The sequence below is a fragment of the Sphaerotilus sp. genome, from assembly GCF_041083715.1.
Classification (GTDB): domain Bacteria; phylum Pseudomonadota; class Gammaproteobacteria; order Burkholderiales; family Burkholderiaceae_C; genus Sphaerotilus.
Genome location: NZ_JBFPGY010000318.1, coordinates 1 through 20,452, shown reverse-complemented (window position 1 = coordinate 20,452; position 20,452 = coordinate 1). Strand labels below are relative to the sequence as shown.

Genomic DNA, 20,452 nt, shown 5'->3' with positions numbered 1-20,452 from the left:
ACCAGCGAGGAGTCCTTGATCAGCGTGATGCCTTCGTTGACCAGTGCCGGCACCATGCGCCGGAAGGCCTGCGGCAGGATGACGAAACGCATGCTCTGCGCATGGGTGAGACCCAGGGAATAGCCCGCTTGCGTCTGGCCGAGGTGGATGCTCTGGATGCCCGCGCGGAAGATCTCGGAGATGTAGGCCCCAGCGTTCAGGCTCAGTGCCAGACAGCCCGAGAAGAAGGCGCCATGCTCCTGTCGAAAGGTGCGTGCGGCGTCGCCGCTGAGCAGCCAGCCACTGTCGGGATGGATCAGTGCAGGCATCAGCGCGAAGTGCACCAGCAGGATCTGCACGAACAGTGGCGTGCCGCGGAAAAAGGTCACGTAGGCGGTGGTGATCGCCCGCAACGTCTTCAGCACCCATGCCCAGGCCGACGAGCGCGGCGGTGGTGCATTGACCGAACTGCTGATCAGCCCGAAGGTGATGCCCAGCGCCAGGCCTGCGACGATGGCCACCAGCGTCAGCTCGATGGTGGTGACCACGCCTTCGGCGAAGAGCGGTCCGTAACCGGTCAGAATGTCCCAGCGCAAATCCATCATGGTGTAGGTCGATCTCGTTGACTGTGTATCGAATCCAAAGATTCCTGCATCGTGCCGTGCGAGTTTACGCGGGGCATCAGGGCAGGCCCTGAGATCGGTCGCTGCAACGTCCAGGACCACTGCAGAATGGGTGGATCGACAGCCAGGAGATCCAGAGCCGATGCCAGCAGGACCCACCACCAGCGGACAGGACAGTGCGAGCGAGCGAGCCGCTTTGGCCGCTGCGCTGGAAGAGCGCTCCCGTCAGCTGGACGCACGGCTGCGCGAGACCCGCTGCCTGTTCGAGGTGAGCGCGTCGCTGGGCGACTTCTCGCTGAGCTGTGCCCAGGCGGCGCAGGTCGTGGTGCTCTGTCTGCCGATGGCGTTCGAGCGTCCGGAACTCGTGCAGACCGGCGTGACGCTGGGGGGGCGCCATGCGGGCGACGAGGCCCCGTCCACCGGTTGGCGTCTGTCGCAGCGGATCCGACTGGACGGGCGGGACATCGGCCACATCGATCTGGCCTGCATCGATCCGACCACGGGGCTGCCCTGCGACCATCTCCCCGATCCGGGTCTGCTGCTGGCGCTGGCGCGGGAGCTGGCACGCTGGTTCGAGCGCCGCACGGCGGCCGAATTGCTGAGCCGCAGCGAGGCGCGTCTGCGCAGTGCACAGCGTGCAGCCGGCCTGGGCAGCTGGTGGGCCGACATGGCCATGGACTGCATGCTGCCTTGCGAGAAGGCCTGCGAGATGTTCGGCATTGCACCGGGTACGGCGCTGAATTTCGAGGAGGCCGTGGCGCTGATGGCCCCGCGAGACCAGGCGCGTCTGCGCCGGCACTGGCAGTCCGCGCTCGTCAGCGGTGCGCTGGACATCGAGGTCCGGTTGAACGGCGGCCCGCCCGAGCGCTGGCTGCAGATCAACGCCGAGATGGTCCGCGACGACCGTGGGCGCACGGTCGAGATCAACGGCATCGTGCGGGACATCAGCGAGCGCAAGCGGGAGGAAGAGCGCATGCGCCTGTCCGCCCGCATCTTCGATTCGGCGAGCGAGTCCATCGTCGTCACCGATGCCCAGAACCGCATCGTTGCCATCAACGCCGCCTACACGCGCACCAGCGGCTACGAGGCGCAGGAGGTGATGGGCTGCAATCCGGGCGTGCTGGATGCCGGGCGCCTGAACCTCGCGTTCTACGAGCGCATGTGGAGTGCCCTGCGTGACGAGGATACCTTCCAGGGCGAGTTCTGGAACTGCGCCAAGGACGGGCGCATCTACCCGCTGCTGCAGACCATCACGGCATTGCGCGATGCCGATGGGTGCATCACCCACTACGTCGGCATCGGTGCCGATCTGTCGCGCCTCCGCCAGGCCGAGGAACGCACCGATTACCTCAGCAGCCACGACGCGCTGACCGATCTGCCCAACCGGCAGGCCATCGGCGCGCGGCTGCAGCAGGCCATCTCGGTCCGGCCGTCCCCCCAGTCGCCCAACGTCCAGGCGGCGCTGCTGGTGCTGGGGCTGGACGGGTTCAAGTCCATCAACGATTCGATGGGCCATGCGGCCGGGGATGCCGTGCTGATCGAGATGGCGGCCCGCCTTCGGCCGCTGGTTCACCAGGGCCTGTTCGTCGGGCGCCTGGGGGGCGACGAGTTCGTCGTGCTGCTGGAGCGCACCGGGCGGGACCACTGCGTGGAGCGGGTGCGGCAGCTGCTGGCCACGCTGTCGGCGCCGCTGTCCATCCAGGGGCACGAGCTGACGGTGACGGTGTCGGCCGGCATCAGCCTGTTTCCGAGCGACGGCCAGGCCAGTGACGTGCTGCTGCGCAATGCCGAGAGCGCACTCAACGGCGCCAAGGGCGAAGGCCGCAACACCTGGCGCTTCTACGATCCGCAGATGAACCAGGCCTCGCTGGAGCGGCTGATCCTGGTGTCGGCGCTGCGGCGCGGCGTGGCGGCGGGCGAACTGCGGGCCTGGTACCAGCCCAAGCTCGACCTGCAGACCCGCGCGTTGATCGGCGCCGAAGCGCTGGTGCGCTGGAAGCACCCGGACCAGGGCTGGATCCAGCCGGCACGGTTCATCCCGGTGGCCGAGCAGAGCGATCTGATCGTCGTCATCGGCGAATGGATGCTGGCCGAGGTGGCGGCCCAGATCGCGCGGTGGCACGTCCAGGGGCTGGGCTGGTTGCCGGTGGCGGTGAACCTGGGGGCACGGCATTTCAGCGATCCCGGGCTGCCGGCACTGCTGCGCCGGTTGCGCGCGGCGCACGGCCTGCCGCCGAACGTGCTGGAGCTGGAGATCACCGAGTCGACCCTGATGGACGCCGGTGGCGAGCCGGGTGCGCTGCTCGGCGAACTGCGCCGGGCCGGTGTGACGCTGGCGATCGACGACTTCGGCACCGGCTATTCGAGCCTGTCCTACCTCAAGCACCTGCCGGTGGATGTGCTCAAGATCGACCGCAGCTTCGTCAACAGCATCGAGCGTGACGGGCGCGATCTGAGCATCGCCGGCACCATCATCGCGCTGGCGCACGGCCTGCAGCTGAAGGTGGTCGCCGAAGGGGTGGAAACCGAGGGCCAGCGCGGCTTGCTGGAGGCGCTCGGCTGTGACCAAGGGCAAGGCTTCCTGTTTGCCCGCCCGATGCCTGCCGCCGAGTTCGAACTCTGGCGGCAGGTCTGCGGCATGTCGCTGCTTACTTGACGACAGCGGTGGCCGGTGCAGCGCCGAAGTACTGGGCGTAGATCTTGGCGTAGGTGCCATCGGCCTTGACCTCGGCCAGGCCCTTGTTGATCTTCTCCAGCAGCTCGGTGTTGCCCTTGTTGACGGCCAGACCGTACTGCTCAGGGGTGAACGAGGCGTCGGACACGGTCTTGAACTTCGAGCCGGTGTTGTTCGCCACGTAGTGGATCACGACACCGTTGTCGGCCACCACGGCGTCCACACCGCCGGATTCGAGTTCCTTCAGCGCCAGCGGCGTCGATTCGAACCGCTTGACCGACGTGCTGGTCTTGCCGATCAGCTTGCTGACGACCTCGTCGCCGGTGGTGCCGGTCTGCACGCCGACCTTGAGCTTCTTCAGGTCGTCGAACTTGGCGATCTTCGAGTCGGCCTTGACCGCGATGAGCTGCTGCGCGTCGAAGTAGGGCGCCGAGAAGTCCATCGTCTGCTTGCGCTCGTCGGTGATCGTGATCGCCGAGACCAGCAGGTCGCGGTCGCCCTGGGCCAGGTTGTTGAAGATGCCTTCCCACGGGGTGTTGACGAACTTGACCTCGATGCCGGCCTTCTTCGCCACGGCCGAGACCACGTCGATGTCGAAGCCGACGATCTCGCCCTTCTCGTTCTGCGATTCGAACGGCGCGTAGGCAGCGTCGGTGCCGACGACGTAGACCTTGGCAGCGGCCGGCGGAGGGGCTGCGGCAGTCGATGCGGCGGAAGCGGCCGGGGCAGCGGCTTCCTGCTTGCCGCAGGCGGCCAGCACCAGGCCGGCAATCAGCAGGCTGGAGGTCTTCAGGAAGCGACGGGTGGTCAGGGAATGCGTCATGGGTATCCTCGTGAACGGGGAAGTCGGAGAATCAGGGTATGCCTTCAACAGGCGCAGACCTGCCAGTTTAAGGGGCCTTTGCCCTTGGATCCTGGCGGTCAACCCGAGTTGCTGCGCGACTTGATTCGCTGCAGTACCGTTGTCTGTCCTACCCTGTCGCCGAGGTGACGATGTTGCTCGATCCCCAAGCCCGTGCCCTGATGGACCTCGTCGCCGCGCGCGGCATTCCGCCCACCCATCTGCTGACGCCCGAAGAGGCGCGCCGCTTCTTTCGCGAGCGCCGGTTCTTCACCCAGCCTGATCCACCTGCGGTGTCGCTGGTGCAGGCGCTGGTGGCGAGCGGGCCGCACGGTGGCATTCCGCTGCGCCTGATCCGCCCGGCTGGCGCGGCGCCCGAGGCCGTGCTGCCGGTGCTGGTGTACTGCCACGGCGGTGGCTGGACCATCGGTGACTGCGACACCCATGACACGCTGTGTCGGCAACTGGCCAATGGCGCCGGTTGCGCGGTGGTGTCGGTCGATTACCGCATGGGACCGGAGCACCGGTTTCCGGCTGCGGTCGACGACACGCTGGCTGCCACGCGCTGGGTGCAGAGGCACGCGGCCGAACTGGCGGTGGATGCGCAGCGGCTGGCCATCGGCGGCGACAGCGCGGGTGGCAATCTGGCGGCCGTGGTGGCGCTGGCGGCACGGGATGCGGGTGATCTGCCGATCGCCTTCCAGCTGCTGGTCTATCCGGCCACCGACATGCGCGCGGTGGCACCGTCGCACACCACCTGCGCACAGGGCTACATGCTGACCGCCGATTCGATCGCCTACTACCGCGGCCACTACATGCCCGACCCGGGGCAGTGGAGCGACTGGCGCGCCTCGCCGCTGCTGCGCGAGGACTTGCAGGGCTTGCCGCCGGCGCTGGTGCTCACCGCCGGCTTCGACCCACTGCGCGACGAGGGCCGGCAGTACGCCGACCGCCTGAGCGCGGCGGGCAACCGTGCCCAGTACGTCTGTTTCGAACGGCAGATCCACGGCTTCATCACCATGGGCCGTGTGCTCGACGAGGCGAACACGGCGGTGGACCTCTGTGCGGCGGTCCTGCGCCGTGCCCTGAAGACCTGACTTACTTGGTCAGCTTGCCGGCCACCTGCTCCGACGCCCAGCCGAACAGCGCGCCGAGCACGATGGACAGGATGGTCGGCACGATGGCTTCGGTGGCGGGCAGGCCCTTCAGCAGGATGAGACCCGCGACCGACGCGAAGCCATACACGCTGGCCGGGATGGCCGACAGCAGCGGCAGGTGCGCCGCCAGCACGATCACCGCCGCGCCGATGCCCACGGCCACCGGTGCGGCCAGTGCGCCCAGGCCGCCGAGCTGCCCGATCAGCAGCACCGAGGCCATGCCCACCACCGCACCGAAGCTCATGCAGAGGACGGTGGTCTTCAGTCCGGCCGACTTGCCGCCGTTGTTGAAGAAGCAGGCCCAGGCGATGAACGCCTGCCAGATCTGCAGGTTCATGGCGGCCAGCGGGCCCAGGAACAGCCAGGTGGCGGCGACGGCCAGCAGGCCGATCGAGATGGTCAGTGCGATCAACAGACTCATTGCATGTCTCCTCAGTCTCATGTGGGTGGCGCATGAGAAGCCCCCGGCTTCCCTGCAAGGAGATGCAAGGCAAAGCCCGTACCTGCGGGTGTCTCCACAGGTGTCACTGGTATGGAGATGCGCCAGAACCGTACGGCAGCGCACCAGTCTGCAAGCGAATATCGGGCGCTCCAACCTGTCAGATTTGAGTGAGGGGTAGTCCCTTGTTCCATGGCGTGACGTTGCCATTGGCAGCAAGGGCGAACCCCCTCCAGGCGGCACAGACTGTCTTGTTCAGGCTCCGCCGATGGAGCGGAGTGTGACAAATATCACTGTTTACTGAACTGTCGGAGATCCCGGCACATGTGCAGCGGCCGAGAGAAACAGCTCCGCCGCATCGACCGGGTCAAAGTGCTGGCGCTGGCCGCAGAACTCGCAGGTGACCTCCACCTGCCCCTGCTCGGCCAGTACGCTTTCCACCTCATCGCGGCCCAGGCTGACCAGCATGCGCCCGACCCGCTCGCGCGAGCAGGTGCAGGCAAAGCGCGGCGTCATCGGCTCGAACAGGCGCAGCTCCTCTTCCCAGAACAGGCGGTGCAGGATGGTGGGGGTGTCCAGCGTCAGCAGTTCTTCCTGGGTCAGGGTGGCGGCGAAGTGGGCGATGCGGTTGAAGGACTCGTTCAGTCCGATCTCGTCCTCGTTGCTGCGGCCACCGAGGTTGCCTTCGCCCTCGATCGGCAGGCGCTGGATCAGCAGGCCCGCGGCCACATGGTCGTCGGCGGCCAGCACCAGCCGGGTGTCGAGCTGCTCGGACTGCAGCATGTAGTGCTCGAGCACCTCGGAGAGGTTCTGCAGCGGCTCGTGGTGGTCGCCATGCAGGGGTACCACGCCCTGGTAGGTCTGCTGGCCAGGCTGGCGGTCCTTGGGGTCGAGCGTGATGGCGCAGCGGCCGCGGCCGTGCACGTTCAGCAGCGCTTCGAGCCGGGCGTTTTCCGGAATCTCGCCGGTGACCTGGGCCGTGGCGCGCAGCGCGAGGTCCGGTTGTGCTTCGGCCACGGCCAGCGCCACCGGCCCGTCGCCCTGCATCTGCAGGATCAGCGCGCCGTTGAACTTGATGCCGGCCTGCATCAGCGCGGCGGCGGCGGTCATCTCGCCCAGCAGCTGCCGAACCGGTGCCGGGTAGCCGCCAGACTGGGCGCGCCGCGCCAGGATGTCGGTCCACGCGCCGGTCAGCCGGACCAGCACACCACGCACCGGCAGGCCCTCGAAGATGAACTTGTGGAGTTCGCCGCTCTGGACGTCACTGCTGCCGCTCATCGGGTCACCTGCTGCAGGTCGCGCTGGTAGCGCCGGGCGTTGGCCACGTAGTGGGCGGCACCATGGGTGAACTGCGCGGCCTGTTCGGGCGTGAGGGTCTTCACCACCTTGGCCGGGCTGCCCAGGATCATCGAGTAGTCCGGGAATTCCTTGCCTTCGGTGACGAGCGCGCCCGCGCCGACGACGCTGTGGCGGCCGATCTTGGCGCCGTTGAGCACGATGGCGCCGATGCCGATCAGCGCGCCGTCGCCGATCGTGCAGCCGTGCAGCATGCACTGGTGGCCGATGGTGACGTTCTCGCCGATGACCAGCTCGATGCCCTCGTCCGTGTGCAGCACGGTGTTGTCCTGCACATTGCTGCCGCGGCCGATGCGGATGTGGTCCGTGTCGCCGCGCACGACGACGCCGAACCAGACGCTGGTGTCCTCGGCCATGTGGACGCGGCCGATGACCTGTGCGTTGTCGGCGACAAATGCCGTCGGGTGGATCTGCGGCGCATGCGCGCCGAGCTGATAGATGGCCATCGCCACTCCTTGCCTTGCAGAAATAGAGGGAAAATTCCAGGGATGGACTTACGACAACTGGCCCTTGGGGCCTTGTGCATCGCCGATCCGGTGCGCAAAGCATACGCCGTGCAGGCCCTCTGGGCGCAGGCGGAGACCTTGCCGCTCGATCCCGCCGCCGTGCTGGCCGAGCCCGCCGATCTGCCCGGCCGTCCCGTGCGGCCGGTGCTGGTGCGGGCGGACGGGGTGCCGCCGCGCTCGCCGTTCACGCTGGAAGGGCGGGCCGCGCTGATGCACGCGATCGCGCACATCGAGTTCAACGCGATCAACCTTGCGCTCGACGCTGTCTGGCGCTTTCCGGGGCTGCCGACGGCCTACTACCTCGACTGGCTGCGGGTCGCGGCCGAGGAATCCACCCACCACCTGCTGGTGGCCGAACACCTCGCCACGCTCGGCCACGTCTACGGTGACTTCGAGGCCCATGACGGCCTGTGGACGATGACCTGGAAGACCCGTGGCGATTTCGTCGCACGCATGGCGCTGGTGCCGCGCACGCTGGAGGCCCGCGGGCTGGACGCCACGCCGCTGATCCAGACCAAGCTGCGTCGGGCGGGCGACCTGCGCGCGGTGGAGATCCTCGACATCATCCTGCGCGACGAGGTCGGGCATGTGGCGATCGGCAATCGCTGGTACCGCTGGGCCTGCGAACGCGCGGGCCTCGACCCGGTGGTGCATTACCGCGTGCTGGTCGCGCAGTACGAAGCACCGCGGCTGCGCCCGCCGTTCAACCGCGCGGCACGGCTGCAGGCCGGCTTCAGCGAGGAGGAGCTCGCCTACCTAGAAGGGCAGCCCGCACCGCTGCCTTCGGCTCCCTGAAGCTGCGGCGCTGCGCGGCCGTCACCGTACCGCGGATGCCGTGGCGGGTCGGCCGTGCAGGGGGCGCCGACAGCCGGTCCTTCAGCGCCAGGAAGTGGCGCTCGAACAGGTGCCACGACAGCCAGGCCACGCCGAAGGTGACCGCGGTGGCCCCCACGAAGTAGCCCAGTGCGACGCCGAGATCGGCCGTGTGCACCTGGCCTGTCCAGCGCACCAGCAGCGGTTCGCCGACCAGGTCCTGCAGCGGCTTGTGGACGACGTAGATCGCGTAGCTGTACTGCCCGAAGCGCCGCAGCACGGGCCAGCGCAGCGCCGCGCTCCAGCGGCTGACACTGGCGCCGCGGCTGCGCGCCTGGTCGGTCAGCACCGCCCAGCCGGTGAGCGCCGCGAAACTCAGCGCGAGCAGGCTGTAGCCGACGACCTGCGGCACGGCACCGATGCGCCGGAACCCATGCGAGGCCACCGCCGCCGCCATGAGCAGCAGCAGTCCGAACAGTTGCAGGTGCCACGCCCGCCAGCGGGTGGCGCCGTGCAGCGCACGGCCCTGGTCCCACGTGGCCAGCGCAGCACCGGCGGTCAGCGCGTCCATGCGGCTGAAGGTGAACTCGTAGAGCGCTTCGTCCGGAAATCCTTGCTGCACCATCGCGAGCCGCAGCAGCGGGCTCAGCACCGTGATTCCCAGGCAGAGCCACCAGATGTTGCGCAGCCGCAGCTTCCACAGCAGCAAGGGCCAGACGAGGTAGAACTGCTCTTCCACGGCCAGCGACCAGAAGTGCGGCAGCGGGCCGCCGGTCGGCTCGAACGGCGTGGTCCAGTTCGACAGGTAGGTCCACAGCCACAGGGGGCTGTACTGCATGGAGCGCTGCTCGACCCAGCCCATGGCCGGCAGCAGCACCAGGAACACCAGCAACGCCAGGTAGTACAGCGGGAAGATCCGCAGCACGCGCTTGAGGAAGAAGCGCTCGAAGTAGTCGGGCCGGCCCTGGGTCTGCAGCAGGCCGCGCGTGATCAGGTAGCCGCTGAGCACGAAGAACAGCTGCACCCCGATCCAGCCGATGTAGAAGAATTCCTTGACCAGCACCGGGCCGAGCGTGCGAACGCTGCCCAGGTCGAGCACGTCGAAGTTGTGCAGCAGCACCAGCAGGATGGCGATGCCGCGCAGGCCATCCAGCGAGGGCAGGTGGGCGAGGTGGCCCGAGGCAGCAGGGGATGGAGGGCGTGCAGTCACGGCGGCGATGCTGCCATGGGGATTTGCGGGCGGTTCTCCGCGGTCGGGCACGCCTGCCGGTTCAGCGTGAAAAAAGATGCTGTTCGCAGGATGGGTCGCCGCAGCGGCCGCAGTGGTGCCGCCAGCCACCGGGCGCACGGGACCGTGCGGGGGCTGCTGCCCGGCGTTGCGTGGCGGCCCACGCCGCACGGGCGCTGGCCAGCCGCTGCGGTCCCTGGCCCCCGATCACCGAGAAGCCGATGCCTGCACCCAGCAGGGCTTCACGCAGCAGCACGTCGGCGGGGTGGGGCAGGTCGGGGGCCATCAGCAGGGTGAGATCCGCCTGCCGGTGGTCGGCCAGCGCCTGTGCATACAGCGTGGTGTCGCCGAACACGAGTTCGCTGTAGACCGCGGTCACCAGTGCCGTCGTGTCCGCCACGACCACGTCCACCGGCCGCAGCCGGGCATCGCGAGCGGCGGTGATGCGGCGGGTCTGCTCGGCCGCGATGGCGGCCTGTTCGTCCTGCCGGGGCGCGCGACCGCGCTCGATGGAGAAGGTGTGCCGATACCCGTCGAGGTGGGCAACCACCATCCCGTCCGCCTCCAGCGAGGCGACCAGCGCGCGGGCCAGCGTTGACTTGCCGGTGCCCGCCGCACCCACCAGGGCGATGATGCGGGTCGGTTGCAGGGCGGGCCTTCCAGTCTCAGTTCGCCCGCGGGGCTGGCGGGTACTGCACGAGGATCTCGTCCGGCTTGACCATGCCCAGCTCGAAGCGGGCACTTTCCTCGATGATTTCCAGACCTTCCTTGAGGTCCTTCAGCTCGGCCTGCAACTGGTCGTTGTGTACACGCGCCGCCGCGTTGCGGGCCTGCTGATCGGCGACCTGCGCCGACAGCTCCCGCACGCGCGGCGTGCCGCTGCTGCCGAACCAGAGTTCGGCGTGCACCAGCCCGAGCAGGGCCAGCAGAACGACGGTGACGCCGCGCACGGGGCTGCTCCGCCAGCGTCAGCGCAGGTTGTAGAACGCGGCGCGGCCGGGATAGACGGCGATCTCGCCCAGGTCCTCTTCGATGCGCAGGAGCTGGTTGTACTTGGCGATGCGGTCCGAGCGGCTCATCGAGCCGGTCTTGATCTGGCCGGCGTTCAGGCCGACGGCGATGTCCGCGATCGTCGAGTCTTCGGTCTCGCCCGAGCGGTGGCTGATCACGGCCGTGTAGCCCGCACGCTTGGCCATCTCGATGGCGGCGAAGGTTTCCGACAGGGTGCCGATCTGGTTGATCTTGATCAGGATCGAGTTGGCGATGCCCTTCTCGATGCCTTCCTTCAGGATCTTGGTGTTGGTCACGAACAGGTCGTCACCGACGATCTGCACGTTCTTGCCCAGGCGGTCGGTCAGCAGCTTCCAGCCGTCCCAGTCGTTTTCGGCCATGCCGTCCTCGATCGAGATGATCGGGTACTTGTCGCACCAGGTGGCCATCATGTCGGTCCAGGCCTCGGCGGTCAGCACCAGGCCTTCGCCTTCGAGGTGGTACTGGCCGTCCTTGTAGAACTCGCTGGCGGCGCAGTCCAGGCCCAGGGCGATCTGCTCGCCGGCCCGGTAGCCGGCCTTCTCGATGGCCTGCAGGATGAGCTGGATGGCTTCCTCGTGGCTGGCGACGCTCGGCGCGAAACCACCCTCGTCGCCCACCGCGGTGCTGATGCCCTTGTCGTGCAGGATCTTCTTCAGCGCATGGAACACCTCGGCGCCCCAGCGCACCGCCTCGCGGAAGGTGGGGGCGCCGACCGGGATGATCATCATCTCCTGCAGGTCGAGGCTGTTGTTGGCGTGGGCGCCGCCGTTGATGACGTTCATCATCGGCACCGGCAGCTGCACGCCGCCCATGCCACCGAAGTAGCGGTACAGCGGCAGGCCGGACTCTTCGGCGGCGGCACGGGCCACGGCCATCGAGACCGCCAGCATCGCGTTCGCGCCCAGGCGGCTCTTGTTGTCGGTGCCGTCGAGGTCGATCAGGGTCTTGTCGAGGAAGGCCTGTTCGGCCGCGTCCAGGCCCAGCACGGCTTCCGAGATCTCGGTGTTGATGTTCTGGACGGCGTTCAGCACACCCTTGCCCAGGTAACGGCTCTTGTCGCCGTCGCGCAGCTCGATGGCTTCGCGCGAACCGGTGGACGCACCGCTCGGCACGGCCGCACGGCCCATGACGCCGCTTTCCAGCAGCACGTCGCATTCGACGGTGGGATTGCCGCGGCTGTCGAGGATCTCTCGGCCGACGATGTCTACGATGGCGCTCATCTCTTCACTCCTGTTTCAAAGTCCTGGGTCGGTGGTGTGCGGATGGTGCCTTCCGGCCGTTACCCGCGCTGAACAATCCGACGCAACCCGTGATCGTAAATCCCCAGCCTGAAGCAGGGTTCAGCAAGAAAAATCGTTTTCGAGCAAAGGTTGCGACTTGACCACCCGGTCGAGCGCCACCAGTTGCTCCAGCAGTGCGCGCATGTGCTTCAGCGGCACGGCGTTCGGGCCGTCGCTCCACGCCTTGGTCGGATCCGGGTGCGTTTCCATGAACAGCCCCGCCACGCCGACGCCGACGCCTGCCCGTGCCAGCACCGGCACCATCTCGCGGGCGCCACCACTGACGCTGCCCAGCCCGCCCGGCTTCTGCACCGAGTGGGTCACGTCGAACACCACCGGCGCACCGGAGTTGCGCATCTCGGCCAGGCTGGTCATGTCGGCCACGAGGTTGTTGTAGCCGAAGCTGACGCCACGCTCGCAGGCGAGGAAGCTGTCTTCCGACAGGCCGGCTTCCCTGGCCGCGGCGCGGGCCTTGTCGATGACGTTCTTCATGTCCCAGGGTGCGAGGAACTGGCCCTTCTTGATGTTCACCGGCTTGCCGCTCTGGGCGACGGCGCGGATGAAATCGGTCTGGCGGCACAGGAACGCCGGGGTCTGCAGCACGTCCACCACGCTGGCGACTTCGGCGATCTGCGCGGCGTCATGCACGTCGGTGAGCACGGGCAGGCCCGTCTGCCGGCGCACCTCGTCGAGGATCTTCAGACCCGCGTCCCTCCCGACCCCGCGCTGGCTGGAGCCGGAGGAGCGGTTGGCCTTGTCGAACGAGCCCTTGTAGATCAGCGGGATGCCCAGCGCGGTGCAGGCTTCCTGGAGCTGGCCGGCCACGTCGAGGCTCATCTCCAGGCCCTCGATCGAGCAGGTGCCGGCGATCAGGAAAAACGGTCGATCCAGGCCGACCTCGAAGCCGCAGAGTTGCATTTACTGGCCCGCCTTGCCTGCTGCCGCCTGGTGCTGGAGCGCGGCGTTGATGTAGCCGATGAACAGCGGATGGCCGTCCCAGGGCGTCGACTTGAACTCGGGGTGGAACTGCACACCCACGTACCACGGGTGCACCGACTGCGGCAGCTCGACCATCTCGGTCAGCTTCTCGCGCTGCGTGATCGCGGAGATGACGAGGCCGGCGTCCTGCAGGCGCTGCAGGTACTTCTCGTTGGCTTCGTAGCGGTGGCGGTGGCGCTCGGTGACGACGTCGCCGTAGATGCCGTGCGCGATCGTGCCGGTCTTGACGTCCGAACTCTGCGCGCCCAGGCGCATCGTGCCGCCGAGGTCGGAGTTGGCGTCGCGCTTCTGGATCGAGCCGTCGGCGTCCTGCCATTCGTCGATCAGGGCGATCACCGGGTGCCTGGTGTCCGGCTCGAACTCGGTGGAGTTGGCGTCGGTCAGGCCGGCCATGTGGCGCGCGTACTCGATGGTGGCGACCTGCATGCCCAGGCAGATGCCCAGGTAGGGGATACCGTGCTCGCGGGCGTACTGGGCGGCCACGATCTTGCCCTCGATGCCGCGCTTGCCGAAGCCGCCAGGCACGAGGATGGCGTCGTACTTCGAGAGCTGCCCGGCGGATTCGGGCGTCAGCGTCTCGGAGTCCACGTACTCGATGTTGACCTTGACGTGGTGGTGCATGCCGGCGTGGCGCAGCGCCTCGTTGAGCGACTTGTACGAGTCCGACAGCTCGGTGTACTTGCCGGCCATCGCGATCGTGACCTCGCCCTTCGGGCTGGCGACTTCCTTGACCAGCCGGTCCCAGCGGTCGAGGTTGGCCGGCTTGGTCAGAAGCTGGAACTTCATGCAGATCTGCTCGTCCAGGCCCTGCTCGTGGAGCATGCGCGGCACCTTGTAGATCGTGTCCGCGTCCCAGACCGAGATCACGCCATGCAGCGCGACATTGGTGAACAGGGAGATCTTCTCGCGCTCTTCATCGGGAATCGGCCGGTCGGCGCGGCACAGCAGCGCGTCGGGCTGGATGCCGATCTCGCGCATCTTCTGCACCGTGTGCTGGGTCGGCTTGGTCTTCAGCTCGCCCGCAGCGGCGATCCAGGGCACGTAGGTCAGGTGGACAAACGCAGAGTTCGTCGGGCCGAGCTTCAGCGCCATCTGGCGCACGGCTTCGAGGAAGGGCAGCGATTCGATGTCGCCGACCGTGCCGCCGATTTCCACGATCGCCACGTCCACCGCGTCGGGCGTGCCGACTCCTGCGCCGCGGCGCACGTAGTCCTGGATCTCGTTGGTGACGTGCGGGATGACCTGCACCGTCTTGCCGAGGTAGTCGCCGCGGCGTTCCTTCTCCAGCACCGAGGTGTAGATCTGGCCGCTGGTGAAGTTGTTGGACTTGCGCATGCGCGTCGTGATGAAGCGCTCGTAGTGGCCCAGGTCCAGGTCGGTCTCGGCGCCGTCGTCGGTGACGAAGACCTCGCCGTGCTGGAACGGCGACATCGTTCCCGGATCGACGTTCAGATAGGGGTCCAGCTTGATCAGCGTGACCTTGAGGCCACGGGATTCAAGAATGGCAGCCAGGGAAGCCGCGGCGATGCCTTTGCCCAGAGAGGACACGACACCGCCGGTGACGAAGACGAACTTGGTCATGTGGAGCGGCCCTCCCTTGCCGATGTCGCGGGCGTCAGGGCGCCGGGCGAGCAACTTTCAGGAGGGCCGTGGTGGTAAAACGAGATTATAGGCGGACACCGTCAGGCCAGTCCGAGCCGCCCCAGCCACGCCTCGACCGTCTCACCGCTGCCCATGTCCGGCACGACCAGCCCGTCGATCAGGAAGGTCGGCGTGACGTGGACACCGTTCTGGCGGGCGTACCTGGCCTGCCATTTCACGTCGGTGGTCAGCGCGGGACGGGCAAACGCTTCGGCGAGCGCGACGCCGCTGAGCTGTTCGATCTCGGCCAGCACCTCGCGCGGCGAGCGGTCGAGCACCGGGCCGGCGCAGTGGTCGGTCGGCTCGAAGCGCTCGCGGTGCGCGAACACGGCCGCGAGCACGCGCGTCGCCGCGTCGCGCCCATCCTCGGCTGTCGTGGCGGCCAGCACCGCCCGCACCGTCACCGGCGAGAAGGTGTGCCAGGGCTGGGACAACAGCCGGATCTTCAGTGTCAGCCGGTCTTTGCCGGCACGCGCCATCAGTGCATCGACCTTGCCGAAGGCGCGGCCCGAGAACGGGCAGGTCGGCTCCAGGAAGACTTCGAGCGTGCGCGGGCCGTGGCCCCAGGTGAGCACGTCGGCGGGGCGGGCAGCGGTGGGGGTGGGCGCGAGGGTCATCGGAAGAAGGCTCCATGCAGGCGTTGGCGCTCAGAAGAGCGGTGCCAGAAAGTCCAGCGAGCGCCCCAGTGTCCGCGCGGCACTGGCCGGGTGGTAGGCCGAGCGGGCCCAGCAGTTGAAGCCGTGCTGCGCGCCGGCGTACTGGTGGAACTCGGCCTGCGCACCGGCCGGAGCCGTGGCCATCGCGGCCTCGATCGACGCGACCGCTTCGGGCGGAATGCTGGCATCGTGCGCGGCGTGGTGGAACTGGACCGGGCAGCCGATGCGGTGGGCCAGATCGAGTTGCCCGGCGATGCCGCCGCCGTAGCAGCAGACGGCAGCGTCCACGCCACACAGCGCAGCCGCCGTGAACGCCAGCCGCCCGCCCATGCAGTAGCCGATCGCACCGACGCGCTCGCCGCACTCCGGCCGGGCCCGAAGGGCGGCGAGGCTGGCGGTCATGTCCTGCACCGCCTGCGCGTGCGTGAGCGTGCGCATCAGTGCCAGTGCGCGTTCGCGGTCGGCGCCGACGTAGTCGAGTTCGACCCGCGGCGCCTGCCGCCAGAACAGGTCGGGCGCCAGCACCGTGAAGCCTGCCGATGCGTACTGCTCGGCCACGCCGCGGATGTGGGCGTTGACGCCGAAGATCTCCTGCAGCAGCAACAGGCCGGGACCATGGCCCGACGGCGGCAGCGCGAGGTAGGCGCCGAAGTCGCCATCGGGCGACGGCACTTGGGTCCACGCGGTGCGGACCGGGCTGTTCGAGGCGGGGGCGAAGGGGGTGGTGTCTGCACGCATGCGGGAATCCAGCCTGGTCTGGTGGTGTCGAGGGGGAAACGGGTGGCCGGTCAGAAGCCGAGCCAGCGCCGCGGCGTTTCCCACCACAGGCGCGCCCGGTCGGCCGGATCGGGCAGCAGCTGCTCCACTTGCCGGATCAGCGGCCCCATGTCGAGCCGGTGCGGCGCCTTCAGGAAGGGCCAGTCCGAGGCCCAGAAGCACGCGTCCAGCGTGAATGCGTCGAGCAGCGCGCGCACGAAGACCTGCGCGTCCGCGTGCGGCGGCGGCTGGGTCGAGAACTTCTGGTAGCCGGACAGCTTCACGGCCGTTCGCCCGGTGCGGGCCAGTGCCAGCAACGCCTGGAAGCCCGGCTGGTCGAGGCCGCCACCCGGTGCCGGTCGGCCGCAGTGGTCGATGAGGATGCGCGCGCCGTTGCGCTCCAGCAGGGGCCGCAGCGCGACGAGCTGGTCGTGCTCGACCTGCACCTGGACGAACATGTCCAGATCGGCCAGGTGGCGCAGCAGCGGGTCGGTGTTGGCGTAGAACTCGGTGCCGAGCAGCGTGGCGTTGAAGGCCACGCCGACCACGCCCGCCTCGCGCAGCCGCTGCAGTTCCTCGCGTGGGGTGTCGTTGCGCACGACGGCGATGCCGCGGAAGCGGTCGGGGTGCTGCTGCAGCGCGTCGAGCAGGCAGCGGTTGTCCAGCCCATAGCCGGAGTTCGGGCCGACCAGCAGCGACTGCCGGATGCCATAGGCGTCCATGACCTGCAGGTACTGGGCGAGCGTGCCCTGTTCCTGCCCGGCCGGGCGGTAGGCGACGTCCGGCGCGTAGGGAAAACGCGCCGGATCGAGCACATGGCAATGGCTGTCGAGCTTGGGTTCGTCGAAGAGGCTGAGGCTCACGGGCGGGCTCCGTTGCGCAAGGGCGGGAGCGTCAGCTTACTTGGCGCCGAGGGCCGGCAGGATTTCCTTGATCTCCTGCTTGCCGTTCTTCGCCTCGACCAGGAAGCTCTCGCGGTCGAGATCGCCGTTGGCATCGATGCTCACGTCCATGATCACGCCCGGGTGCTTCGCCGCCGAGACCTTCAGCCCGTGCAGTGCCTGCGCCACGGCCTTGCGGTCGAGCTTGCCGACCTTCTCGATGGCGGCCTTGAGCAGGTAGATGCCCGTGTAGCCCTTGATGCCGTTGTGGTCGGTGATGTACTTGTACTCCTGATAGAACTTGGCCTTGAACTTCAGCATCTGCGGGTTCGGCGCGTCCACCGTCAGGCCGACGTGGGCCACGGCGCCATTGGCCGCATCCCCGGCCAGCTCGATCACCTTCTGTCCGACCAGCGTGGTCTCGCCGACGATCGGCTTGGTCACGCCCTGCTTGCGCAGCTCCTTGAGTGCCCGCGCCGATTCTTCCTCGTTGGTGTAGACGAACACCGCATCGGCGTTGCTCTGCTTGGCCTTGAGGACAGGCGCCGAGAAGTCGATCTGGCCCTGGTCAGTGGACACATCGGCGATCACCTTCACGCCCAGCGGTTCCAGCGACTTCATCAGCGACTCGCGCCCGCCCTTGCCGTAGTCGTTGTTGATGTAGATCAGCGCGATCGTCTTCGCCTTGAGGCCATTGGCGATGTAGCGCGCCACCTTGGGCATCGCCGTGTCCTGCGTGAAGCTGGTGCGGAAGATGTAGGGGTTGCCCTGCTTGGTGATGGAGGCCGCTTCGCCACCCGTGAAGTTGGGGATCTCGGCGCGGCGCGTCTCGGCCATGCTGACCAGGATCGAGCCGGAGAACACCGGACCGAAGACGGCGAACACGTCCTCGTCGATGGCCTTCTGCGTCAGGCCCTTGGCCACGCCGGGGTTGCTCTGGGTGTCGGACGTGGTGGTCTCGATCTTCCGGCCGAGGATGCCGCCGGCGGCGTTGATCTCCTTGACGGCGAGTTCGACGCCGTTCTTGAAGTTGGTACCGGAGGTGGCACCCGCGCCGGACAGCTCCACGATGTTGGCGATCTTGATGGCCTGGGCCTGGGCCTGGGCGGCGGTGGCGCCGACCAGTGTCAGGGCGCAGGCGGCCAGGATCGTGCGGATGGGATGGGTCATGGCTTGTCTCCTTGGGTTGTTCGTGGACGCGGCGGGCTTCAGCGCGGGGCGAGCAGGGCGCGGACCTCGCCGAGATCGGCTTGCAGCGTCGCGGCGAGTTCGTCGTAGCCGAAGAAACGCAGGTACTCGGGCACCTGCTGCACCAGCATCTCGAAGCCGGCCTCGGCGCGCAGTCCGCGCTCGCGGCAGGCGCGCAGCAGCGGCGTCGGCTCGCGGCTCATGATGATGTCCACCACTGCCGTGCCCGCGTCGGCCCGTGCGGGATCGAAGGGCAGGGCGTCGTCGGGCTTGAGTCCCTGCGAGGTGCAGTTGACGATCAGGTCGAAGCCGGCCGGGTCGTTGCTGGCGGCCACCTCGGCGCCGGCCCCGATGATCGGTGCGAGCCGCTGCACCAGGGCGTCAGCGCGGTCGCGGCTGCGGTTGTGGATCGCCAGCCGCGCCGGTTGACGCTGTGCCAGCGCGGCGGCCACGGCCTGTGCGCCACCGCCTGCACCAAGCACCAGCACGCGCCGGCCGGGCACGTCGAGGCCGAAGTGGTCCAGCCCCTTGATGAACCCGATGCCGTCGAACAGCGCCGCCTCCAGCCGCCCGTCGGGCAGGCGCCGCACGGCGTTGACCGCCCCGGCCACCACCGCCACCGGATCGCTCGGCTGCAGGTGCTCGAACAGCGCTGGCTTGTGCGGGATGGTGGCCCAGAAGCCGCCGAGGTTCTCCGCCGCCATGCCGTGCTGCAGGAAGCCGGGCAGTGCGCCGGCGGGCAGCTTCAGCGGAACGACGACGGCGTCGATGCCGTGCTGCTGGAACAGGTGGTTGTAGACCTCGGGGGCGCGGACCTGCGCCACCGGATCGCCGAGGATGAAGAAGACACGGGTCTTGCCGGTGATGAGGGTCATGGCTGCTCCGGAATCAGAGGGTCTTCGGGGCGTCGTGGTGGTCCCAGGCGAGTCCGCCTGCGTCCTGGCCCGCCACCGAGTACAGCGCGCCGGGTGCATTGCGGGTCTGCTGGAAATCCTCCAGCGATTCTCCGCGCATGGCCGCATAGATGTGAAGGTTGGAGACCCCTACGACCGCGCCGAGTTTTTCCAGCAGGAAGAAGATGACGCCGTGGTGGATCATCCCGCGCCAGTCGCGCCGCTGCACCAGCCCGCGTTCCTCCTCGGTCAGTTCGGCGGCGGCCAGTGCCGCAGCTTCGTCGGCCAGGAAGCGGGCGCGGTGTGCCGGTGCGATCAGATCGTGCAGGAAACGGTTGAGCTGGAACGCCTTGACGCTGCGCGCGAAGTTGAACGGGTAGGTGCCCGTCAGCCGCTCGGCGCCTGCGAGCTGCACACCCATCGCCTGCCGGTGGCGCTCGATCTCGCCGGCCACCGGCGTGCCGGCGAGGTTGTCGTAGACCACCGCGGCGATGCCGGTCATCGACGGCAAGTAGTAGGCCTGGTGAACCTTCTTCACCTGCGCCGACAGCGCACCGCGCATCGTCAGCCACATCAGCACCTCGGCGCCCTCGACGCCGCCGAGTTCGGCCAGCTCGGCGTGGGTCAGCGACGCCAGCCGCTCAGGATCCTGTTCGAACAGCTCCAGGAACTGCAGGTCCCACGGCGTGTTGTTGAAGCCGGCACGCTCGCCGTGGACCTGGTGCGACAGGCCACCGGTGGCGACGATGGCCACGCGCAGGTCTTCCGGGTAGCTCTCGATGGCGCGGCGCAGCGCCTTGCCCAGCTTCCAGAAGCGCTGCGCACTCGGGATCGGGAACTGCAGCACGCCCATCTGCAGCGGGATGATGGGCACGGGCCAGCCGTGTCCGTGGTCGAACAGGACCGACAGCGGCGAGAAGCAGCCGTGGTCGAGCGGCTTGTCCTGGAAGAAGGACATGTCGAACTCGTCGGCCACCAGCGACTGGCCGATGTGGGCGGCCAGCGCCGGATGCCCGCTGATCGGCGGCAGGTCGCGGGGTCCGCCGCCTTCGTCCGCGACCTCGTAGCGCCCGCCGATGCCCAGCGCGAAGGCCGAATAGTGGTCGAAGAAGAACGAGGTGACGTGGTCGTTGTAGGTGACCAGCACCACGTCGGGCCGGGCCTCGTCCAGCCAGCGCTTGACCGGCTCGAAGGCTTCGAAGATCGGCGCCCAGACGGGGTCGGACTGCTTGTCGCGGTCGAAAGCGAAGCCGATGGTGGGTGTGTGGGAGGCGGCGATGCCGCCGATGATCGTGGCCATGCAGGGGAGCTTTCCGATTTCAGTTCAAGTCAATAGGCCGTGCAGGTGAAGTTCGCCGCATCGTTGGCCTGCGCTTGGGTCGTGCTGGCCGGGCCGGTGTACTTCGGCCAGCTTCCGTACACGCACAGCGGGCGGGTGCGACCGTTGGTTGCCACAGTGGTGGTGGCCGTGTTCTGGTCCTTGGCGGTCAGGCTGCCCGGCGCCTTGCCC

The 20,452-nt window shown here is 68.1% G+C and carries 21 protein-coding genes; 3 read left to right on the top strand and 18 right to left on the bottom strand.

The window, feature by feature from the left end; all coding sequences use genetic code 11:
- The coding region (locus AB3X43_RS14800; protein ID WP_369430629.1) for an amino acid ABC transporter permease at nucleotides 1-581 on the bottom strand (581 nt) is incomplete at its 3' end.
- Between the two features lie 163 nt (nucleotides 582-744).
- On the opposite strand from AB3X43_RS14800, the gene AB3X43_RS14795 reads away from it, so the two are divergent.
- Entirely contained in the window at nucleotides 745-3,258 is a 2,514-nt protein-coding gene (locus tag AB3X43_RS14795) for a putative bifunctional diguanylate cyclase/phosphodiesterase (RefSeq protein WP_369430628.1), read from the top strand.
- Here AB3X43_RS14795 and AB3X43_RS14790 read toward each other — a convergent pair.
- The gene (locus AB3X43_RS14790) at nucleotides 3,251-4,099 is read right to left on the bottom strand and encodes a basic amino acid ABC transporter substrate-binding protein (protein WP_369430627.1); all 849 of its coding nucleotides are present in this window, start codon (nucleotides 4,097-4,099) and stop codon (nucleotides 3,251-3,253) included. The genes AB3X43_RS14795 and AB3X43_RS14790 overlap by 8 nt on opposite strands.
- Nucleotides 4,100-4,272: 173 nt before the next feature.
- On the opposite strand from AB3X43_RS14790, the gene AB3X43_RS14785 reads away from it, so the two are divergent.
- The gene (locus AB3X43_RS14785) at nucleotides 4,273-5,214 is read left to right on the top strand and encodes an alpha/beta hydrolase (protein WP_369430626.1); all 942 of its coding nucleotides are present in this window, start codon (nucleotides 4,273-4,275) and stop codon (nucleotides 5,212-5,214) included.
- A 1-nt stretch (nucleotide 5,215) separates the two neighbouring features.
- Here AB3X43_RS14785 and AB3X43_RS14780 read toward each other — a convergent pair whose 3' ends face one another.
- The 3 genes from AB3X43_RS14780 to AB3X43_RS14770 form a co-directional block, all read right to left on the bottom strand.
- Nucleotides 5,216-5,695: a DUF1097 domain-containing protein gene (locus AB3X43_RS14780; protein WP_369430625.1), complete on the bottom strand. Its 480-nt coding sequence runs from the start codon at nucleotides 5,693-5,695 to the stop codon at nucleotides 5,216-5,218.
- A gap of 315 nt (nucleotides 5,696-6,010) precedes the next feature.
- Nucleotides 6,011-6,991 carry an Hsp33 family molecular chaperone HslO gene (gene hslO, locus AB3X43_RS14775; RefSeq protein WP_369430624.1) on the bottom strand — a complete coding sequence of 327 codons (981 nt, stop codon included), beginning with the start codon at nucleotides 6,989-6,991 and terminating at the stop codon, nucleotides 6,011-6,013.
- Nucleotides 6,988-7,515, bottom strand: a complete 528-nt coding sequence (locus AB3X43_RS14770; RefSeq protein ID WP_369430623.1) for a gamma carbonic anhydrase family protein — start codon at nucleotides 7,513-7,515, stop codon at nucleotides 6,988-6,990. The genes hslO and AB3X43_RS14770 overlap by 4 nt, the downstream gene beginning before the upstream one ends.
- 42 nt (nucleotides 7,516-7,557) lie before the next feature.
- Here AB3X43_RS14770 and AB3X43_RS14765 point away from each other — a divergent pair, with 42 nt between their 5' ends.
- Nucleotides 7,558-8,370 (top strand): ferritin-like domain-containing protein, encoded by an 813-nt coding sequence (locus AB3X43_RS14765; RefSeq protein ID WP_369430622.1) that lies wholly within the window; start codon nucleotides 7,558-7,560, stop codon nucleotides 8,368-8,370.
- Here AB3X43_RS14765 and AB3X43_RS14760 read toward each other — a convergent pair.
- The 13 genes from AB3X43_RS14760 to AB3X43_RS14700 form a co-directional block, all read right to left on the bottom strand.
- On the bottom strand, nucleotides 8,309-9,598 hold the full coding sequence (locus AB3X43_RS14760) for an acyltransferase family protein (protein WP_369430621.1): 1,290 nt from the start codon (nucleotides 9,596-9,598) through the stop codon (nucleotides 8,309-8,311). The two genes, AB3X43_RS14765 and AB3X43_RS14760, sit on opposite strands and share 62 nt — an antisense overlap.
- A 61-nt stretch (nucleotides 9,599-9,659) precedes the next feature.
- On the bottom strand, nucleotides 9,660-10,238 hold the full coding sequence (locus AB3X43_RS14755) for an AAA family ATPase (protein WP_369430620.1): 579 nt from the start codon (nucleotides 10,236-10,238) through the stop codon (nucleotides 9,660-9,662).
- Nucleotides 10,239-10,281: 43 nt separating this feature from the next.
- Nucleotides 10,282-10,566 carry a septum formation initiator family protein gene (locus AB3X43_RS14750; protein ID WP_369430619.1) on the bottom strand — a complete coding sequence of 95 codons (285 nt, stop codon included), beginning with the start codon at nucleotides 10,564-10,566 and terminating at the stop codon, nucleotides 10,282-10,284.
- A gap of 18 nt (nucleotides 10,567-10,584) precedes the next feature.
- Nucleotides 10,585-11,868, bottom strand: a complete 1,284-nt coding sequence (eno, locus tag AB3X43_RS14745) for a phosphopyruvate hydratase (RefSeq protein ID WP_369430618.1) — start codon at nucleotides 11,866-11,868, stop codon at nucleotides 10,585-10,587.
- A gap of 120 nt (nucleotides 11,869-11,988) precedes the next feature.
- Complete coding sequence (gene kdsA / locus AB3X43_RS14740) at nucleotides 11,989-12,846, bottom strand: 3-deoxy-8-phosphooctulonate synthase (RefSeq protein ID WP_369430617.1); 858 nt, start codon at nucleotides 12,844-12,846, stop codon at nucleotides 11,989-11,991.
- Nucleotides 12,847-14,508 (bottom strand): CTP synthase, encoded by a 1,662-nt coding sequence (locus AB3X43_RS14735; protein ID WP_369430616.1) that lies wholly within the window; start codon nucleotides 14,506-14,508, stop codon nucleotides 12,847-12,849. It lies immediately after the preceding gene.
- 101 nt (nucleotides 14,509-14,609) lie between these two features.
- Nucleotides 14,610-15,185, bottom strand: coding sequence for a DsbA family protein (locus AB3X43_RS14730; RefSeq protein ID WP_369430615.1), 576 nt, complete (start codon nucleotides 15,183-15,185; stop codon nucleotides 14,610-14,612).
- Between the two features lie 30 nt (nucleotides 15,186-15,215).
- Nucleotides 15,216-15,962 (bottom strand): dienelactone hydrolase family protein, encoded by a 747-nt coding sequence (locus AB3X43_RS14725; protein ID WP_369430614.1) that lies wholly within the window; start codon nucleotides 15,960-15,962, stop codon nucleotides 15,216-15,218.
- A gap of 50 nt (nucleotides 15,963-16,012) precedes the next feature.
- Entirely contained in the window at nucleotides 16,013-16,843 is an 831-nt protein-coding gene (locus AB3X43_RS14720) for an amidohydrolase family protein (RefSeq protein ID WP_369430613.1), read from the bottom strand.
- A gap of 36 nt (nucleotides 16,844-16,879) precedes the next feature.
- Nucleotides 16,880-18,031, bottom strand: a complete 1,152-nt coding sequence (locus tag AB3X43_RS14715) for an ABC transporter substrate-binding protein (protein WP_369430612.1) — start codon at nucleotides 18,029-18,031, stop codon at nucleotides 16,880-16,882.
- 38 nt (nucleotides 18,032-18,069) lie between these two features.
- Entirely contained in the window at nucleotides 18,070-18,924 is an 855-nt protein-coding gene (locus AB3X43_RS14710; protein WP_369430611.1) for a shikimate dehydrogenase family protein, read from the bottom strand.
- Between the two features lie 13 nt (nucleotides 18,925-18,937).
- Complete coding sequence (locus AB3X43_RS14705; RefSeq protein ID WP_369430610.1) at nucleotides 18,938-20,242, bottom strand: gallate dioxygenase; 1,305 nt, start codon at nucleotides 20,240-20,242, stop codon at nucleotides 18,938-18,940.
- Between the two features lie 29 nt (nucleotides 20,243-20,271).
- The coding region (locus tag AB3X43_RS14700) for a hypothetical protein (protein ID WP_369430609.1) at nucleotides 20,272-20,452 on the bottom strand (181 nt) is incomplete at its 5' end.

Coding starts and splice junctions, on each gene's coding strand:
- AB3X43_RS14795 (WP_369430628.1), top strand. CDS start 745: ATGCCAGCAGGACCCACCACCAGCGGACAGGACAGTGCGAGCGAGCGA.
- AB3X43_RS14790 (WP_369430627.1), bottom strand. CDS start 4,099: ATGACGCATTCCCTGACCACCCGTCGCTTCCTGAAGACCTCCAGCCTG.
- AB3X43_RS14780 (WP_369430625.1), bottom strand. CDS start 5,695: ATGAGTCTGTTGATCGCACTGACCATCTCGATCGGCCTGCTGGCCGTC.
- hslO (WP_369430624.1), bottom strand. CDS start 6,991: ATGAGCGGCAGCAGTGACGTCCAGAGCGGCGAACTCCACAAGTTCATC.
- AB3X43_RS14770 (WP_369430623.1), bottom strand. CDS start 7,515: ATGGCCATCTATCAGCTCGGCGCGCATGCGCCGCAGATCCACCCGACG.
- AB3X43_RS14765 (WP_369430622.1), top strand. CDS start 7,558: ATGGACTTACGACAACTGGCCCTTGGGGCCTTGTGCATCGCCGATCCG.
- eno (WP_369430618.1), bottom strand. CDS start 11,868: ATGAGCGCCATCGTAGACATCGTCGGCCGAGAGATCCTCGACAGCCGC.
- kdsA (WP_369430617.1), bottom strand. CDS start 12,846: ATGCAACTCTGCGGCTTCGAGGTCGGCCTGGATCGACCGTTTTTCCTG.
- AB3X43_RS14735 (WP_369430616.1), bottom strand. CDS start 14,508: ATGACCAAGTTCGTCTTCGTCACCGGCGGTGTCGTGTCCTCTCTGGGC.
- AB3X43_RS14730 (WP_369430615.1), bottom strand. CDS start 15,185: ATGACCCTCGCGCCCACCCCCACCGCTGCCCGCCCCGCCGACGTGCTC.
- AB3X43_RS14725 (WP_369430614.1), bottom strand. CDS start 15,962: ATGCGTGCAGACACCACCCCCTTCGCCCCCGCCTCGAACAGCCCGGTC.
- AB3X43_RS14715 (WP_369430612.1), bottom strand. CDS start 18,031: ATGACCCATCCCATCCGCACGATCCTGGCCGCCTGCGCCCTGACACTG.
- AB3X43_RS14710 (WP_369430611.1), bottom strand. CDS start 18,924: ATGACCCTCATCACCGGCAAGACCCGTGTCTTCTTCATCCTCGGCGAT.
- AB3X43_RS14705 (WP_369430610.1), bottom strand. CDS start 20,242: ATGGCCACGATCATCGGCGGCATCGCCGCCTCCCACACACCCACCATC.